General features: G+C 46.8%; 13 protein-coding genes, 1 tRNA gene and 1 pseudogene. All 15 read left to right on the top strand.

Going from position 1 to position 18,112, the window contains the following annotated elements:
* The first annotated feature begins 25 nt into the window (after positions 1-25).
* Positions 26-101, top strand: a tRNA-Trp gene (locus ICN15_RS07175).
* 20 nt (positions 102-121) lie between these two features.
* Positions 122-499: a preprotein translocase subunit SecE gene (gene secE, locus ICN15_RS07170; RefSeq protein ID WP_216202005.1), complete on the top strand. Its 378-nt coding sequence runs from the start codon at positions 122-124 to the stop codon at positions 497-499.
* Between the two features lie 10 nt (positions 500-509).
* Entirely contained in the window at positions 510-1,082 is a 573-nt protein-coding gene (gene nusG, locus ICN15_RS07165) for a transcription termination/antitermination protein NusG (RefSeq protein ID WP_216202004.1), read from the top strand.
* A 151-nt stretch (positions 1,083-1,233) separates the two neighbouring features.
* Positions 1,234-1,665: a 50S ribosomal protein L11 gene (gene rplK, locus ICN15_RS07160; protein ID WP_011901890.1), complete on the top strand. Its 432-nt coding sequence runs from the start codon at positions 1,234-1,236 to the stop codon at positions 1,663-1,665.
* A gap of 2 nt (positions 1,666-1,667) precedes the next feature.
* Positions 1,668-2,369, top strand: coding sequence for a 50S ribosomal protein L1 (gene rplA / locus ICN15_RS07155; RefSeq protein ID WP_215305628.1), 702 nt, complete (start codon positions 1,668-1,670; stop codon positions 2,367-2,369).
* Between the two features lie 243 nt (positions 2,370-2,612).
* A pseudogene (rplJ, locus tag ICN15_RS07150) lies at positions 2,613-3,131 on the top strand (50S ribosomal protein L10); the annotation flags it as partial.
* A gap of 155 nt (positions 3,132-3,286) precedes the next feature.
* Positions 3,287-3,661 (top strand): 50S ribosomal protein L7/L12, encoded by a 375-nt coding sequence (rplL, locus tag ICN15_RS07145; protein WP_216202002.1) that lies wholly within the window; start codon positions 3,287-3,289, stop codon positions 3,659-3,661.
* A 226-nt stretch (positions 3,662-3,887) separates the two neighbouring features.
* The gene (rpoB, locus tag ICN15_RS07140; protein WP_216202001.1) at positions 3,888-7,988 is read left to right on the top strand and encodes a DNA-directed RNA polymerase subunit beta; all 4,101 of its coding nucleotides are present in this window, start codon (positions 3,888-3,890) and stop codon (positions 7,986-7,988) included.
* Position 7,989: 1 nt separating this feature from the next.
* Complete coding sequence (rpoC, locus tag ICN15_RS07135; RefSeq protein ID WP_216202000.1) at positions 7,990-12,252, top strand: DNA-directed RNA polymerase subunit beta'; 4,263 nt, start codon at positions 7,990-7,992, stop codon at positions 12,250-12,252.
* 177 nt (positions 12,253-12,429) lie between these two features.
* Positions 12,430-12,810, top strand: a complete 381-nt coding sequence (rpsL, locus tag ICN15_RS07130) for a 30S ribosomal protein S12 (RefSeq protein ID WP_062307031.1) — start codon at positions 12,430-12,432, stop codon at positions 12,808-12,810.
* A gap of 151 nt (positions 12,811-12,961) precedes the next feature.
* The gene (gene rpsG / locus ICN15_RS07125) at positions 12,962-13,432 is read left to right on the top strand and encodes a 30S ribosomal protein S7 (protein WP_011901897.1); all 471 of its coding nucleotides are present in this window, start codon (positions 12,962-12,964) and stop codon (positions 13,430-13,432) included.
* A 27-nt stretch (positions 13,433-13,459) separates the two neighbouring features.
* Entirely contained in the window at positions 13,460-15,562 is a 2,103-nt protein-coding gene (gene fusA, locus ICN15_RS07120) for an elongation factor G (protein WP_216201999.1), read from the top strand.
* A 50-nt stretch (positions 15,563-15,612) separates the two neighbouring features.
* Positions 15,613-16,803, top strand: a complete 1,191-nt coding sequence (gene tuf, locus ICN15_RS07115) for an elongation factor Tu (RefSeq protein WP_216201998.1) — start codon at positions 15,613-15,615, stop codon at positions 16,801-16,803.
* Between the two features lie 131 nt (positions 16,804-16,934).
* Positions 16,935-17,246 (top strand): 30S ribosomal protein S10, encoded by a 312-nt coding sequence (gene rpsJ / locus ICN15_RS07110; protein ID WP_011901899.1) that lies wholly within the window; start codon positions 16,935-16,937, stop codon positions 17,244-17,246.
* 197 nt (positions 17,247-17,443) lie between these two features.
* Positions 17,444-18,100: a 50S ribosomal protein L3 gene (rplC, locus tag ICN15_RS07105; RefSeq protein ID WP_215306983.1), complete on the top strand. Its 657-nt coding sequence runs from the start codon at positions 17,444-17,446 to the stop codon at positions 18,098-18,100.
* The last annotated feature ends 12 nt before the right edge of the window (positions 18,101-18,112 follow it).

Raw genomic sequence — 18,112 nt, 5'->3', positions numbered from 1 at the left:
TTTAAGTTGTAATGCGTTTTTATAAAGGGGTGTAGCTCAATTGGCAGAGCGTTGGTCTCCAAAACCAAAGGTTGGGGGTTCGATGCCCTCCGCCCCTGCCACGATTTGAACTGAAAGTAATATGTCTCAACAAACAGTAAGTCACTCTGAAGAAAAAAGTAGCTGGGTATCCATACTCGCTGCTTTAATTGTCGTTGCAGCGTTAGTGCTTTATTACACGCTGGCCGACCAATCTATGTTGGTGCGCTTAGCAGTTTTGTTTGGTGGCATTGCAGTTGCAGTTTTGATTGTGGCGATGTCACCGGATGGGCGTCGTTTTATAGCCTATGCAAAAGATTCTTGGTATGAAGTAAAGAAGGTTGTTTGGCCAACTCGTAAAGAGACTACCCAAATGACTTTAGTCGTATTTGGCTTTGTCCTGATCATGTCCTTATTTTTGTGGTTTGCCGACAAATTAATTGAATGGCTAGTTTTTTCAGTCTTTCTTGGCTGGAAGTGAGTGAGAAAAAATGATTGATATTGAATTGGTCTCCAACCCACAAGCCACTGGCAATATGCGCTGGTATGTCATCCATGCCTATTCAGGGATGGAAAAAAGCGTTAAAAGAGGCTTAGAAGAGCGCATCGCGCGTTCTGGTATGCCGGAAAAATTTGGCCGTATTTTGGTTCCATCTGAAGAGGTTGTGGAAATCAAATCTGGCACGAAATCGGTTTCTGAGCGTCGTTTCTTCCCAGGTTATGTCCTGATTGAGATGGAAATGACGGATGAAAGCTGGCATTTGGTCAAAAACACGCCAAAAGTGACTGGTTTTGTTGGGGGTGTAAGAAACCGCCCAAGCCCGATTTCGACTGCCGAAGTCACCAAAATCATGGATCAAATGCAGGCTGGGGTGGATAAACCTAAGCCGAAGACCTTGTTTGAGGTTGGTGAGATGGTTCGCGTTAAAGAGGGACCATTCGTCGACTTTAACGGCAATATTGAAGAAGTGAACTATGAGAAGTCAAGATTGCGCGTTTCTGTTACAATTTTTGGCCGTGGTACCCCAGTTGAGCTGGAGTTCGGGCAAGTAGAAAAGATGTAAAAACAAGGGCTTAGCCCTGTTTAGTGGTGGCAGTAGGTTTGAAGAGGTTAGTAATAACCGAGGAGCTGATCTAGAAAGCCAAAAACTAGTGAAGCGTTTACTCAACAGCGGTCTTTCCTAATGAGGTAAGGCGCGCTTTTAGGAGCAATCAATGGCAAAGAAGATTATTGGCTTTATCAAGTTGCAGATCCCTGCAGGTAAAGCAAATCCATCCCCTCCCGTAGGTCCAGCTTTGGGTCAACGCGGTCTCAATATTATGGAATTCTGTAAGGCGTTTAATGCTCAAACTCAGAGCATGGAACCTGGCCTACCAATTCCAGTGGTGATTACCGCTTTTGCTGATAAGAGCTTCACATTCATCATGAAGACGCCTCCAGCGACCATCATGATTAAGAAGGCTGCAAAGATCGAAAAAGGTTCACCACGTCCTCATACCGATAAGGTAGGAAAAATTACCCGTGCTCAAGCAGAAGAAATTGCTAAAGCCAAAATGCCAGATTTGACAGCAGCTGATATGGATGCCGCTGTAAGAACAATCGCTGGTAGCGCCCGCTCCATGGGCATCACAGTGGAAGGCCTCTAATCATGACTAAGTTATCTAAGCGTTTAAAAGCAATCGAATCTAAAGTTGATCGCAATAAGTTTTATGCATTAGAAGATGCGTTAAACCTTGTTAAAGAGTGTGCAACTGCTAAGTTCGATGAGTCTATTGATGTTGCGGTTCAATTAGGTATTGATGCGAAGAAATCTGACCAAGTTGTGCGTGGCGCAGTTGTGCTCCCAGCTGGTACAGGTAAGCATGTTCGTGTAGCTGTTTTTGCACAGGGCGAAAAAGCGGAACAAGCTAAAGCTGCCGGTGCAGAAATCGTTGGCATGGAAGAGCTGGCTGAACAAATTAAAGGCGGCAAAATCGATTTCGATATTTTGATCGCATCTCCAGACACAATGAAGATTGTTGGTACTTTAGGTCAAGTATTGGGCCCACGTGGTTTGATGCCTAATCCAAAAGTAGGAACAGTTACTCCTGACGTAGCTACTGCAGTGAAAAATGCAAAGGCAGGTCAAGTGCAATTCCGTGTGGACAAAGCCGGTATTGTGCACGCCAGTATTGGACGTCGTTCATTCGAGCCAGCTGCATTGAAATCCAACTTACTCGCATTGCTGGAGGCTTTGAACAAAGCGAAGCCACCTGCATCTAAGGGTATTTATTTAAAGAAGGTTGCCGTAAGCAGCACGATGGGTGCAGGCGTACGTGTAGACCAAGCATCGATTCAAGCGGCGCAGTAAAAAGAATTCAATCCGCTTGTAAAAAAGAACTTTGGGTCGGCTTTTGCTCTTTGAGTGAGAGTCGAACATCAAAGACCGTTGGTGAATTGTTTGCTCGTAAAGAAATACATTCTTAATTGTTACGAAAGTAAGAGCCAACGCAGATGGCGACCCTGAAAAGATTTCACAAGACTCTTGTGACAAATGATCAGACGCTGGTGTGTAACCCCAACTGGAAACAGTTGGTTTTTTAGGAGTTAAACCGTGCCTTTGAATGTACAAGACAAAAAAGCGATTGTTGCTGATGTCGGCGCTCAATTGGCTGGAGCTCAAACAGTCGTGCTCGCTGAATACCGTGGTATTCCAGTAGAGCAATTGACAAAGCTACGTGCTAGCGCACGTGACCAAGGTGTCTATCTTCGCGTTTTGAAGAACACATTGGCACGCCGTGCTGCACAAGGCACACAGTTTGAGCCTCTTGCTGATTCGATGGTTGGCCCCTTGATCTACGGCATCTCTGCTGATCCAATTGCTTCGGCAAAAGTATTGCAGAACTTTGCTAAGACTCAAGACAAGCTAGTCATTACTGCTGGCTTATACAACGGCAAGTTGTTGGACGTAGCGGGCGTTAAATCCCTCGCGTCTATTCCAAGCCGCGATGAGTTGTTATCACAGTTGTTGGGCGTCATGTTGGCCCCAGTATCTGCAATGGCTCGCGTATTGGGCGCAGTAGCAGCTCAAAAAGCAGCAGGAGCACCTGCTCCAGTTGCAGCACCTGCAGCAGAAGTAGCAGCCCCAGCTGAAGTAGTAGCTGAAGCCGCCGCTCCAGAGGCAAGTGCAGAGCCTGTAGCAGCAAGCCCAGAAGCTGGAACAGAAACAAGTGAAACCCCTGCCGCTGAATAAGCGACAGATTAACTATTAAGTATTAGGAGCTAAAAATGGCGATTACCAAAGAAGAAATCATTGATGCAGTAGGTAGCATGTCCGTAATGGATTTGAATGACTTAGTTAAGGCGTTCGAAGAGAAGTTTGGCGTATCAGCTGCAGCAATGGCTGTTGCTGGTCCTGCTGGTGCTGGCGGCGGTGCTGCTGCTGAAGAGCAAACAGAATTTACTGTGAACTTGCTCGAAGCTGGCGCAAATAAAGTTTCAGTAATTAAAGCTGTTCGTGAAATTACTGGTCTTGGTTTGAAAGAAGCTAAAGACTTGGTTGATGGCGCACCGAAGCCAATCAAAGAAGCTGTTGATAAGAAGACAGCTGAAGAAGCCAAGAAGAAGTTGGACGACGCTGGCGCTAAGTCAGAAATTAAGTAATACACACTGCGCTAATGCTTCTGTATCAGGAGCATTAGCCATGTTGGGTTTGACCATTAGTGGTCAAACCCGATTTCATTTCTGATTGAAATCGGGTTTGCCTTCTGATACGACTGCAGAATGCAAGTTTGGTCGGACACTAGATCGATTGATTTAGTGTTGTCCGCCAGTGATTGGTAGTGGCCAATCGCCAAATCTTTGTACAGTCGCTGAATTCGGAGATGAAATGAACTACAGCTTCACCGAACGCAAGCGAGTCCGTAAAAGCTTTGCTAAGCGAGTAAACAACCACCAGGTTCCGTACCTGATCGCAACTCAGCTGGAATCCTACGCTAAATTTTTACAGGCTGAAAAGCCAGCCATGTCTCGTCTTACAGAGGGACTTCAAGCTGCCTTTACATCAGCATTCCCAATTGTGTCCAATAATGGCTATGCACGTATGGAATACGTGTCATACCAATTAGCACAGCCACCATTTGACGTTAAAGAATGTCAACAACGGGGTTATACATACCACTCTGCCTTACGCGCAAAAGTTCGCTTGATTATTTATGATCGCGAAGCGCCTACTAAGGTGAAAGAGGTAAAAGAGAGCGAAGTCTACATGGGTGAGATTCCACTCATGACAGATAACGGTTCTTTTGTTATCAACGGTACTGAGCGCGTGATCGTATCTCAGTTACACCGTTCCCCAGGCGTGTTCTTTGAGCACGATAAAGGTAAGACCCATAGCTCAGGTAAGTTGCTGTTCTCAGCACGCATTATTCCTTACCGTGGCTCATGGCTCGATTTCGAATTTGATCCAAAAGATATTCTGTATTTCCGCGTTGACCGTCGTCGCAAGATGCCAGTAACCATTTTGCTCAAAGCAATTGGTTTAAACAACGAGCAGATTCTTGCTAACTTCTTTAACTTTGATCATTTTGCATTGAGCGCAAATGGCGCATCAATGGAATTTGTTCCGGAGCGTTTGCGTGGTCAGATGGCTAACTTTGATGTGCTGGATAAGAATGGCGTAGTTGTCATTCAAAGAGATAAGCGTATCAATGCGAAACATATTCGTGAACTTGAAGCTGCTAAAACCAAGAACATCGTTGTTCCAGATGACTACTTAGTTGGCCGCGTAGTTGCCCGTAACATCATTGATCCAGACTCTGGTGAAATCTTGGCATACGCTAATGATGAAATCACTGAAGAGTTGTTAGCTACATTGCGTGATGCCGGCATCAAGCAATTGGAAACAATCTACACCAATGATTTGGATTCTGGCGCATACATTTCACAGACCTTGCGTACTGACGAAACTGCTGATCAAATGGCTGCCCGTATTGCCATCTATCGCATGATGCGTCCTGGTGAGCCGCCAACCGAAGATGCGGTTGAGGCTTTATTCCAGCGCCTGTTCTACAACGAAGATAGCTACGATTTATCTCGCGTTGGCCGTATGAAAGTCAACAGCCGTCTCGGCCGTGCTGAGATGGAAGGCCTCATGGTCTTGTCAAACGAAGATATTCTTGACACCATTAAGCTGCTCGTTGATTTACGTAATGGTAAAGGCGAAGTGGACGATATCGATCACTTAGGTAATCGTCGTGTACGTTGCGTTGGTGAATTAGCGGAGAATCAATTCCGCGCTGGTTTGTCACGTGTTGAGCGTGCAGTGAAAGAGCGTCTCGGCCAGGCTGAAACTGAAAACCTGATGCCGCATGATTTGATTAACAGCAAGCCAATCTCTTCAGCGATTCGTGAATTTTTTGGATCTTCGCAGTTGTCCCAGTTTATGGACCAAACCAACCCACTTTCAGAGATCACGCACAAGCGTCGTATTTCTGCATTGGGACCTGGTGGTTTGACTCGCGAGCGCGCAGGCTTTGAAGTGCGTGACGTGCATCCTACTCACTATGGACGCGTTTGCCCAATTGAAACTCCAGAAGGACCAAACATTGGTCTGATTAACTCGCTTGCCTTGTTTGCACGCCTAAATGAGCATGGTTTCCTTGAGACGCCATATCGTAAGGTAGCGAATAGCAAAGTGAGCGATGAAGTAATGTATCTCTCCGCTATCGAAGAGGCAAAGTACATCATTGCTCAGGCAAATGCGACGATTGATAAGAACGGTAAATTGGCCGATGAATTGGTTTCAGCGCGTCAAGCTGGCGAAACCATGATGGTTAGCCCGGAGCGTATTGATTTCATCGACGTTGCCCCTAGTCAGATCGTTTCTGCTGCTGCTTCACTAGTACCATTCTTAGAGCACGATGATGCGAACCGTGCCTTGATGGGTGCGAACATGCAGCGTCAAGCAGTTCCTTGCTTGCGTCCAGATAAGCCATTGGTTGGTACGGGCTTAGAGCGTATTGTTGCAATTGACTCTGGTACTGTGATCTTGGCATCTCGTGGCGGTATCGTTGATTATGTTGACGCAAACCGTGTGGTGATTCGTGTAAACGATGACGAGACAGCGGCTGGTGAAGTGGGTGTGGATATTTATAACCTCATCAAGTACACCCGTTCAAACCAAAATACCAACATCAACCAACGTCCAATCGTTCAGGCTGGTGATCGTGTGGCCCGTGGCGACGTTGTTGCTGACGGCGCTTCTACCGATTTAGGTGAATTGGCTTTGGGTCAAAACATGACTGTGGCATTTATGCCATGGAATGGTTACAACTTCGAAGATTCAATCTTGATCTCTGAGAAGGTGGTTGCTGACGACCGTTACACCTCGATTCATATTGAGGAGTTGTCAGTCGTTGCTCGTGATACCAAGCTAGGTTCAGAAGAAATTACGCGCGATATCTCCAACTTGGCAGAATCACAACTCTCCCGTTTGGATGAGAGCGGTATTGTTTACATTGGTGCTGAAGTTGAAGCTGGTGACGTATTGGTAGGTAAAGTTACTCCAAAGGGTGAGACCACTCTCACTCCAGAAGAGAAGTTACTCCGTGCGATCTTTGGTGAAAAAGCATCTGATGTTAAAGATACCTCTTTACGCGTTCCTTCAGGAATGATTGGTACCGTCATTGATGTTCAAGTGTTCACTCGTGAAGGTATTGAACGCGATGCTCGTGCACAAGCAATTATTCAAGAAGAATTACAACGCTACCGTTTGGACTTAAATGACCAGTTGCGTATTGTTGAAGGCGATGCCTTCATGCGCTTAGAAAAGCTGTTGATTGGCAAAGTTGCTAATGGGGGCCCTAAGAAATTAGCTAAAGGCACTAAGATCGACAAGGAATATCTTGCTGATCTAGAAAAATACCATTGGTTCGATGTGCGTCCTGCGGATGATGAAGTTGCTTCTCAAGTTGAGGCAATCAAGTCTTCTATCGAAGCAAAGCGTAAGCAGTTTGATGAGGCTTTTGAAGAGAAGCGCACCAAGTTAACTCAAGGCGATGACTTGCAGCCTGGCGTGACAAAGATGGTCAAGGTTTACTTGGCCGTGAAGCGTCGTTTACAGCCTGGCGACAAGATGGCCGGTCGTCACGGTAACAAAGGGGTAGTTTCTAAAATTGCTCCTGCCGAAGATATGCCGTTTATGGCAGACGGACGTCCTGTGGATATTGTCTTGAATCCATTAGGTGTTCCTTCTCGTATGAACGTAGGTCAGATCTTGGAAACCCACTTAGGTTGGGCTGCACAAGGTATCGGCAAGCGAATTGATGAGATGGTTCGTCAACAAGTAAAGCAAGCTGAGCTCCGTAAGTTCATGAAGCAGCTGTACAACGAAACTGGCCGCATTGAAGACATCGATAACTTTACGGATGAGCAAATTACCGTTTTGGCTGAGAATTTACGCCAAGGTTTGCCATTTGCTACTCCCGTATTTGACGGTGCAACTGAAGCAGAAATCAGCCGCATGCTTGAATTGGCATATCCACAGGAAGTAGCTACTTCTTTAAAGATGACGCCATCACGCCAGCAAATGATTCTGTGCGATGGTCGTACTGGTGATCAGTTTGAGCGTCCAGTGACAGTGGGTGTCATGCACGTCTTGAAGCTCCACCATTTGGTAGATGACAAGATGCATGCCCGTTCAACCGGACCTTACTCTTTAGTAACGCAGCAGCCACTAGGCGGTAAAGCCCAGTTTGGTGGTCAGCGCTTTGGTGAGATGGAAGTTTGGGCCCTCGAAGCATACGGTGCTTCATATGTCTTGCAGGAAATGCTGACAGTGAAGTCCGATGACGTCGCAGGCCGTACCAAGGTTTACGAAAACATCGTCAAGGGCGAGCACACAATTGATGCTGGCATGCCCGAATCCTTCAACGTGCTGGTAAAAGAAATCCGCTCGTTGGGTATTGACATTGACATGGAGCGCAACTGATATGAAAGCATTGCTCGATTTATTTAAGCAAACGCAGGGTGATGAGCAGTTTGATGTCATCAAGATTGGTCTTGCATCCCCTGAGAAAATTCGCTCATGGTCTTTTGGTGAAGTACGCAAACCAGAAACTATCAACTACCGGACTTTTAAGCCCGAGCGTGATGGTCTGTTTTGCGCCAAGATTTTTGGACCAACCAAAGACTACGAGTGCCTATGCGGTAAGTACAAGCGCCTAAAGTTCCGCGGTGTTATCTGCGAGAAGTGCGGCGTTGAAGTGACGCTTGCTAAAGTACGGCGTGAGCGCATGGGCCACATTGAGTTGGCGGCCCCTGTAGCCCACATCTGGTTCTTGAAGTCATTACCATCCCGTTTGGGCATGGTTCTCGATATGACTTTGCGGGATATTGAGCGCGTTCTGTACTTTGAGGCCTATGTAGTCGTCGACGAAGGCATGACACCTGAAGGCGCCATGAAGCGCGGCCAGATCATGTCTGAAGATGAGTACATTGCCAAGACTGAAGAGTATGGTGACGGCGCATTTACTGCCATCATGGGCGCTGAAGGTATTCGCGATCTATTGCGCGGTATTGATATTGACCGTGAAGTGGAAACTATTCGTGCAGACTTAAAAGCCACCGGTAGCGATGCCAAGATCAAGAAATACGCTAAGCGCTTAAAAGTGCTTGAGGCGTTCCAGACTTCAGGGATTAAACCTGACTGGATGATCATGGAAGTATTGCCAGTATTGCCACCTGAATTGCGCCCATTGGTGCCATTGGATGGCGGTCGCTTTGCTACCTCCGATTTGAACGACCTCTATCGTCGCGTGATCAACCGTAACAACCGTCTCAAGCGTTTGTTAGAGTTGCGCGCACCAGAGATCATTGTTCGTAACGAAAAACGCATGTTGCAAGAAGCGGTTGACTCATTGCTCGATAACGGTCGTCGCGGCAAGGCCATGACTGGCGCTAACAAGCGTCCTCTCAAGTCCTTGGCTGAGATGATTAAAGGTAAGAGCGGTCGTTTCCGTCAAAACTTGCTGGGTAAACGGGTTGACTACTCTGGTCGTTCAGTCATCGTCGTTGGCCCAACACTGAAACTACATCAGTGCGGCTTGCCAAAACTGATGGCTTTGGAATTGTTTAAGCCATTTATTTTCAATAAGCTCGAAACTTTAGGAATCGCGACCACTATTAAGGCCGCGAAGAAAGAAGTTGAAAGTCAGACTCCAATCGTTTGGGACATTCTCGAAGAGGTGATTCGTGAACATCCAATTATGTTGAACCGTGCGCCTACCTTGCACCGTCTTGGTATTCAGGCTTTCGAGCCAATGCTGATTGAAGGCAAGGCGATCCAATTACACCCACTAGTCTGCGCAGCATTCAATGCCGACTTTGACGGTGACCAAATGGCGGTTCACGTTCCTTTGTCGCTCGAAGCACAAATGGAAGCGCGTACCTTGATGTTGGCCTCGAACAACGTATTGTTCCCTGCTAACGGCGAGCCATCGATCGTTCCTTCACAGGACGTGGTGTTGGGTCTGTACTACGCTACTCGTGACAAGATCAACGGTAAGGGCGAAGGCATGGTTTTCGCCAACATTACTGAAGTAGTGCGTGCATACGAAGCTGGCCAGGTTGAATTGGCCTCCCGCGTTGCTGTGCGTATAACTGAACATGAAATCGTGGACAAGAAGGCAGAGGGCGATGCCCGTTTTGCTGAAAAGACATCGATTTATCAAACTTCAGTTGGTCGTGCAATCTTGTCAGAAATTTTGCCTAAAGGCATGTCTTTCGAGGAAATTAACAAGCCTTTGAAGAAAAAAGAAATTTCACGCCTGATCAACACTTCCTTCCGTAAGTGTGGTCTTCGTGAAACGGTTATTTTTGCTGACCGTCTCTTGCAGTCTGGTTTCCGCTTAGCTACTAAGGCGGGTATCTCGATCGCGATCGACGATATGCTGATCCCGACTTCTAAAGAGCGCATTATTAATGATGCAACCAATAAGGTTAAGGAATATGACAAGCAGTTCATGTCAGGCCTCGTAACCAATCAAGAACGTTATAACAACGTAGTCGATATTTGGGGTGCTGCTGGCGATCAAGTTGGTAAGGCGATGATGGATGAGTTGTCACACGTTGATGTACTCGACCGCAATGGCAAGACAGCTCGTCAAGAATCCTTTAATTCCATCTACATGATGGCGGACTCTGGTGCGCGTGGATCTGCAGCGCAGATTCGTCAGTTAGCCGGTATGCGTGGTTTGATGGCGAAGCCGGATGGCTCCATTATTGAAACTCCAATTACTGCGAACTTCCGTGAAGGCTTAAATGTATTGCAGTACTTCATTTCAACTCACGGTGCTCGTAAAGGTTTGGCTGATACGGCATTGAAGACAGCGAACTCGGGTTACTTGACACGTCGTTTGTGCGACGTAACACAAGATCTAGTTGTCATCGAGGATGATTGCGGCGCAACTTCTGGCGTAACAATGAAGGCGCTTGTTGAAGGCGGCGAAATTATCGAAGCATTGCGCGATCGCATTTTGGGTCGTGTTTGTATCGGCGATATCGTTCATCCAGATACGCAAGAAATCATTGTTCCTAATGACACTTTGCTCGACGAAGACCATGTCGATGAAATTGTTGCCTTAGGCATTGACGAAGTTAAAGTGCGCACGGTGTTGTCATGCTTAACTCGTTTTGGTTTATGCGCTAAGTGCTATGGTCGTGATTTAGGTCGCGGTGGTTTGGTCAATGTGGGTGAGGCAGTCGGTGTAATCGCTGCTCAATCTATCGGCGAGCCAGGTACACAGTTGACTATGCGTACCTTCCACATCGGTGGCGCAGCATCACGTGCCTTGGTTGCAAGCAATATTGAAGCCAAGTCGAACGGTGCACTGAAGTTCTCCGGCACGATGCGTGTTGTGAAGAACGCCAAGGGTGAGCAGATCGTGATTTCACGTTCAGGCGAGGCTTTGATCGTCGATGACAATGGTCGTGAGCGCGAGCGTCATAAGGTACCTTACGGTGCAACTCTCTTGTTGAAAGAAGATGCGGCAGTCAAGGCAGGCGCAAGCTTAGCGACTTGGGATCCACTAACACGCCCAATCATTTCTGAATACGCTGGCATCGCTCGCTTCGATAACGTTGAAGAAGGCGTTACCGTTGCTAAGCAGGTTGACGAAGTAACCGGTCTTTCCACTTTGGTGGTGATTGACGGTAAGCGTCGCTCTGCAGCAAGCAAAGGTGTTCGTCCAATGATCAACCTGGTTGATGCTAAGGGCGGAGAAGTCATGATCGCAGGTACGGATCACCCAGTAAACATTGGCCTCCAAGTGGGTGCTTTGATTACTGTTAAAGATGGTCAAAAAGTTGAAGTAGGTGAAGTATTAGCGCGTATTCCAATCGAATCGCAGAAGACTCGTGACATCACCGGTGGTTTGCCGCGTGTTGCTGAATTGTTCGAAGCGCGTTCACCAAAAGATGCTGCTGTATTGGCTAAAGTTACTGGAACTGTTTCCTTTGGTAAAGAAACCAAAGGTAAGCAGCGTTTAGTGATTACCGATATGGACGGCGAAGCGAATGAATTTTTGATTCCGAAAGAGAAGCAAGTTCTGGTTCACGACGGTCAAGTTGTGAACAAGGGCGAGATGATTGTGGAAGGCCCTGCTGATCCACATGACATCTTGACTCTCAGAGGTATTGAAGAGTTGGCGATCTACATCGTTGATGAAGTTCAAGACGTTTACCGTTTGCAAGGCGTGAAGATTAATGACAAGCACATTGAAGTCATCGTGCGTCAAATGTTGCGTCGCGTGCAAATTACGGATGGCGGCGATACTGCCTACATCACCGGTGAGCAAGTTGAGCGCTCAAAACTGTATGACGCCAATGATTTAGTAATTGCTGCAGGTAAGCGCCCAGCTCAGTTCGAGAATGTGTTGCTAGGTATTACCAAGGCATCCTTGTCGACAGACAGCTTCATTTCAGCGGCTTCTTTTCAAGAAACCACCCGTGTATTGACCGAAGCCGCCATTATGGGCAAGACCGATACACTGCGTGGCCTCAAGGAAAACGTCATTATTGGTCGTTTGATCCCTGCCGGTACGGGCTTGGCTTATCGCCGTGCTCGCAAGGTCAGAGAGCAATTTGACCGTGACCGCGCTCAAATGATTGCTGCTGAAGAAGAAGCAATGGCTGATATGCCTGTAGAAATAGAGGCTGAAGTGATTGCTCCTGCTGCAGAGGCGGATCCAAGCTAATTTAGTGTTTCTGGCTAGAAATGGCCAGTTTTTTCCCCATTTGGTTGACGGAAAAGGCTGGCCAAGCTAGAATGCTGAGTTCTACTGATTCAGAAGAGGGTCTTTTTGACCTAGAAATTATCTAAGTCATTGATTTTCTTGAAGAAAGCAACAAAGAAGTACTAACCGAGCTATTTTATGCCAACAATTAATCAATTATTACGTAAGCCAAGAAGTCGGCTGACCGTTAAAAGCAAGAGCCCTGCGCTGCAAAACAGCCCGCAGCGCCGTGGTGTATGTACACGTGTGTACACAACCACTCCTAAAAAGCCTAACTCTGCGCTACGTAAAGTAGCTAAAGTTCGCTTAACCAATGGTTTTGAAGTTATTTCATACATTGGTGGTGAAGGCCATAACCTCCAGGAACACTCAGTAGTGTTGATTCGTGGTGGTCGTGTAAAGGATTTGCCAGGTGTTCGTTACCACATCGTTCGTGGTTCACTTGACTTGCAAGGTGTTAAAGACCGTAAGCAGTCTCGTTCCAAGTATGGTGCTAAGCGCGCTAAGAAAGCTGCTTAATAGCAGTTTCAAGTATTCGCAGTAAGTCGTTGTTTGTCAGACTCAAAAGACAAGTAAGTGGTTGTTCCGTCTAAGAATTTTTCTTAGATAGTAGGACAACTGGAGTGGATGATCCATTTGGATCATCCCTAACTGAACTGAAGGAGTAGTTATGCCACGTCGTCGTGAAGTTCCCAAACGGGAAATTTTGCCGGATCCAAAATTCGGCAATGTAGAAGTCGCTAAATTTATGAACGTCCTGATGTTGGACGGCAAGAAATCGGTTGCAGAGCGTATCGTTTACGGTGCCTTTGATCACATCGAGAAAAAAGCAAATAAAGAACCGCTCGAAATTTTCTCTACAGCTATGGGCAATGTTAAGCCAATGGTTGAGGTGAAGAGTCGTCGTGTTGGCGGTGCTAACTATCAGGTTCCTGTTGAAGTTCGCCCATCACGCCGCTCTGCTTTGGCAATGCGCTGGGTGCGTGAAGCCGCTAAAAAGCGCGGTGAGAAATCAATGGCACAACGTTTAGCCAATGAATTATTAGAAGCTGCTGAAGGTCGTGGCGGCGCAATGAAGAAGCGTGAAGAAGTTCACCGTATGGCAGAAGCTAACAAAGCTTTCTCACATTTCCGCTTCTAATCCAATAGTAAAGAAAAGGCACCAACAGTGGCACGTAAAACCCCCATCGACAAATACCGCAATATCGGTATTTCTGCGCACATTGACGCAGGTAAGACCACAACTACAGAGCGCGTTTTGTTCTACACCGGCGTTAATCACAAAATTGGTGAAGTACATGATGGCGCTGCAACCATGGACTGGATGGAGCAAGAGCAAGAGCGTGGTATCACGATTACTTCTGCTGCTACTACAACGTTCTGGAAAGGCATGGCAGGCAACTTCCCAGAGCACCGTATCAATATTATTGATACCCCAGGACACGTAGACTTCACCATCGAAGTTGAGCGCTCAATGCGCGTTTTGGATGGCGCTTGCATGGTTTACTGTGCAGTAGGTGGTGTACAGCCCCAGTCTGAAACTGTTTGGCGTCAAGCAAACAAGTATCAGGTTCCCCGTTTAGCCTTTGTAAACAAGATGGACCGCACGGGCGCGAACTTCTTCAAGGTCTATGACCAGATGAAGTTACGTCTTAAGGCAAACCCGATATTGATCCAGATTCCGATTGGCGCTGAAGAAAACTTCAAAGGCGTTGTGGACTTGGTCAAGATGAAGGCTATCTATTGGGATGAGGAATCACAAGGCACTAAATTTAGCTACGAAGAAATTCCAGCCGAGCTAAAAGCGTCTGCTGACGAATGGCGTGAAAAGATGCTTGAAGCCGCAGCTGAAAGTTCAGAAGAGTTGATGGAAAAGTATCTTGGCGGCGAAGAGTTGACCGAAGATGAAATTAAAGCAGCCTTGCGTCAACGTACGATTGCTAATGAAATCATTCCAATGATGTGCGGAACTGCTTTCAAAAACAAAGGTGTTCAGGCAATGTTGGATGCGGTAGTGGAGTTGTTACCATCCCCGTTAGACGTTCCACCAGTTCCTTGCGAATTGGAAGATGGCACACCGACAACTCGTGAAGCTTCCGATAAGGAAAAATTCTCTGCATTGGCATTTAAGATCATGACTGACCCATTTGTTGGTCAGCTGATTTTCTTCCGCGTTTACTCAGGCGTGATGAAGTCAGGCGATACGATCTACAACCCAATCAAGGGTAAGAAAGAACGTGTTGGTCGTTTGTTGCAGATGCACGCAAACCAACGCGAAGAAATCAAAGAGGTTTACGCAGGTGATATTGCTGCTGCAGTTGGTCTAAAGGACGCAACTACAGGCGAAACATTGTGTGATCCAGATAGCATTGTTATCTTGGAGCGCATGGTATTCCCAGAGCCAGTGATCTCACAAGCAGTTGAGCCTAAAACAAAGCCTGACCAAGAAAAAATGGGTCTGGCATTGAATCGTTTAGCTCAAGAAGATCCCTCATTCCGCGTGAAAACGGATGAAGAGTCTGGTCAAACAATTATTTCTGGAATGGGCGAGCTCCACTTAGAAATTTTGGTTGATCGTATGCGTCGCGAGTTCGGTGTTGAAGCCACTGTTGGTAAACCACAAGTAGCCTATCGTGAAACAATTCGTAAGGTTTGCGAAGAGATCGAAGGCAAGTTTGTTAAGCAATCCGGTGGTCGTGGACAGTATGGTCACGTGGTCTTGAAGCTTGAGCCACAAGCACCAGGCAAAGGTTTTGAATTCGTTGATGCTATTAAGGGCGGTGTAGTTCCTCGTGAATACATTCCTGCAGTAGAAAAAGGAATTCGTGAAACATTGAACTCCGGTATTTTGGCTGGCTATCCAGTGGTAGATATCAAGGCAACATTGTTCTTCGGCTCATATCATGATGTTGATTCCAACGAAAATGCATTTAAGATGGCGGGCTCGATGGCATTCAAAGACGGTATGCGTAAGGCGGCCCCTGTGTTGCTTGAGCCAATGATGGCCGTAGAAGTAGAAACGCCAGAAGATTTCATGGGTAACGTAATGGGTGACCTTTCATCCCGTCGCGGTATTTTGCAAGGTATGGATGACATTCCAGGGGGCGGTAAGATCGTACGCGCTGAAGTGCCATTGGCAGAGATGTTTGGTTACTCAACTGGCTTGCGCTCGTTGACCCAAGGTCGCGCTACCTACACCATGGAATTTAAGCATTATTCCGAAGCACCTAAGAACGTTGCTGAAGCAGTGATGGCTGCTAAAGCGAAGTAATTTATCCACATTATTTTGAATATTGACTAGCTAAGAAGGCAGACAAAAAAATGGCAAAAGAAAAGTTTGAGCGGACAAAACCGCACGTAAACGTAGGCACTATTGGTCACGTTGACCACGGTAAAACCACCTTAACTGCAGCAATTGCAACCGTGCTCTCTAAGCAGTTCGGTGGCGAAGCAAAAGCATACGATCAGATCGATGCTGCTCCAGAAGAAAAAGCCCGCGGTATTACGATTAATACTGCGCACGTCGAGTATGAGACAGCGAACCGTCACTATGCTCACGTCGATTGCCCAGGACATGCTGACTATGTCAAGAACATGATTACTGGTGCTGCTCAGATGGACGGCGCTATTTTGGTTTGCTCTGCAGCGGACGGCCCAATGCCACAAACGCGTGAGCACATCCTCTTGGCACGCCAAGTCGGTGTTCCATACATCATCGTGTTCTTGAACAAGTGCGATATGGTCGATGACGCTGAATTACTTGAGTTAGTTGAAATGGAAGTGCGCGAGCTTCTGACTAAGTATGAATTCCCTGGTGATGACACTCCGATTATTCAAGGTTCTGCTAAGTTGGCTTTAGAGGGCGACGAAGGCCCTATGGGTAAAGAAGCCATCATGAAGTTAGCTGATGCACTCGATACATTTATCCCTACGCCAGACCGTGCTGTTGACGGCGCTTTCTTGATGCCAGTAGAAGATGTGTTCTCCATCTCTGGTCGCGGTACTGTTGTAACAGGCCGTATTGAGCGCGGTATTATCAAAGTGGGCGAAGAGATCGAAATCATCGGTATCAAGCCAACCTTAAAGTCCACATGTACTGGTGTTGAAATGTTCCGCAAATTGCTCGACCAAGGTCAAGCAGGTGATAACGTCGGCATCTTGTTACGCGGCACGAAACGTGAAGAAGTTGAGCGCGGCCAAGTATTGGCTAAGCCAGGTTCAATCACACCACATACTCACTTTACTGCTCAGGTATATATCTTGGGTAAAGATGAAGGTGGTCGTCATACCCCATTCTTTAACAACTATCGTCCTCAGTTTTACTTCCGTACTACGGACGTAACAGGGTCAATCGAGTTGCCAAAAGACAAAGAAATGGTCATGCCAGGTGATAACGTAGAAATTACCGTCAAGCTCATCGCCCCAATCGCGATGGATGAAGGTTTGCGTTTTGCGATCCGTGAAGGTGGCCGAACTGTTGGCTCCGGCGTGGTTTCGAAGATTTTGGCTTAAGTAATTAGATTTAAAGCGGTAGAAATAAATATTATTTAGCGGTTTGCTAACCGGTGACATCTGTGCTGCAGATGTCACCGTGCTCTTTAGAAATATAACGCGGCAGCACCGCAACGCTCTTTGGAATTAATATGCAAAACCAAAAAATTCGTATTCGTCTTAAAGCATTTGATTACCGTTTAATCGACCAGTCTGCTGCTGAAATCGTTGATACAGCTAAGCGTACTGGTGCAGTTGTTAAGGGTCCAGTCCCTTTGCCAACACGTATTGAGCGTTTTGACATTCTGCGTTCACCACACGTGAACAAGACCTCCCGTGATCAGTTAGAGATTCGTACCCATCTGCGTTTGATGGATATCGTTGATCCTACAGAGAAAACAGTGGATGCCTTGATGAAATTAGACCTCCCAGCGGGTGTGGACGTCGAAATTAAGTTGCAGTAATTGGGTATTTCCAGTCTTTGCGCTTGCCAAGACTGGACTTTCGGGATAGAATCTAAGGCTTCGCTCAATTATTTGGACGAATTTTAAAGTTTTATCAGCATTAAAAACGTTGCAACTTATTGATTTAGAAGTACTTTTACTTGTAAATCACTTAAATTAATTTTGCCGACCAATCGAAGTCGGCGTGGAGCATGAATATGAGCTTAGGCTTAATCGGTCGCAAGATCGGCATGACCCGTCTATTTACGGACGAAGGGGAAGCAATTCCTGTTACCGTAATTGACGTGAGCGACAACAGAATCGCTCAAATCAAGACCCAGGCAACTGATGGCTATGATGCTATCCAGTTGGCACATGGCACACGTAGAGCTACTCGCGTTACCAAAGCAATGGCTGGTCACTTCGCTAAAGCAGGGGTGATGGCTGGTAACGGTCTCAATGAATTTCAATTAGATGCTGCAAAAATCGCAGAAATGGCACCAGGACAAGTTATTCCTGCTGACACTGCCTTTGCAGCTGGCCAAAAAGTGGACGTACAGGGTGTAACGATTGGTAAAGGCTATGCCGGTACCATCAAGCGCCATCACTTCGCTTCAGGTCGTGCGTCACACGGTAACTCACGTTCACATAACGTGCCAGGTTCTATCGGTATGGCGCAAGATCCAGGCCGTGTTTTCCCAGGTAAGCGCATGACAGGCCACCTTGGTGACGAGACACGTACTGTACAAAATTTAGTCATCGCACGCATTGATGCAGAACGTAATCTCATCATGGTTAAAGGCGCCATTCCAGGTGCCCCAGGCGGTAAAGTGATTGTTACTCCAGCGGTGAAGACACCGTTGAAGAAGAAATAAGGGAGAGCGAAT

The sequence above is a fragment of the Polynucleobacter sp. CS-Odin-A6 genome (assembly GCF_018882095.1).
Lineage (GTDB): Bacteria > Pseudomonadota > Gammaproteobacteria > Burkholderiales > Burkholderiaceae > Polynucleobacter.
This window is presented reverse-complemented; position numbering and strand designations above follow the sequence as displayed.

Excerpts from the sequence above, each read along its gene's own strand:
- rpsJ (WP_011901899.1), top strand. The coding sequence starts at position 16,935 with ATGCAAAACCAAAAAATTCGTATTCGTCTTAAAGCATTTGATTACCGT.
- nusG (WP_216202004.1), top strand. The coding sequence starts at position 510 with ATGATTGATATTGAATTGGTCTCCAACCCACAAGCCACTGGCAATATG.
- rpoC (WP_216202000.1), top strand. The coding sequence starts at position 7,990 with ATGAAAGCATTGCTCGATTTATTTAAGCAAACGCAGGGTGATGAGCAG.
- rpoB (WP_216202001.1), top strand. The coding sequence starts at position 3,888 with ATGAACTACAGCTTCACCGAACGCAAGCGAGTCCGTAAAAGCTTTGCT.
- tuf (WP_216201998.1), top strand. The coding sequence starts at position 15,613 with ATGGCAAAAGAAAAGTTTGAGCGGACAAAACCGCACGTAAACGTAGGC.
- rplA (WP_215305628.1), top strand. The coding sequence starts at position 1,668 with ATGACTAAGTTATCTAAGCGTTTAAAAGCAATCGAATCTAAAGTTGAT.
- rplC (WP_215306983.1), top strand. The coding sequence starts at position 17,444 with ATGAGCTTAGGCTTAATCGGTCGCAAGATCGGCATGACCCGTCTATTT.
- rplL (WP_216202002.1), top strand. The coding sequence starts at position 3,287 with ATGGCGATTACCAAAGAAGAAATCATTGATGCAGTAGGTAGCATGTCC.
- rpsL (WP_062307031.1), top strand. The coding sequence starts at position 12,430 with ATGCCAACAATTAATCAATTATTACGTAAGCCAAGAAGTCGGCTGACC.
- rpsG (WP_011901897.1), top strand. The coding sequence starts at position 12,962 with ATGCCACGTCGTCGTGAAGTTCCCAAACGGGAAATTTTGCCGGATCCA.
- rplK (WP_011901890.1), top strand. The coding sequence starts at position 1,234 with ATGGCAAAGAAGATTATTGGCTTTATCAAGTTGCAGATCCCTGCAGGT.
- secE (WP_216202005.1), top strand. The coding sequence starts at position 122 with ATGTCTCAACAAACAGTAAGTCACTCTGAAGAAAAAAGTAGCTGGGTA.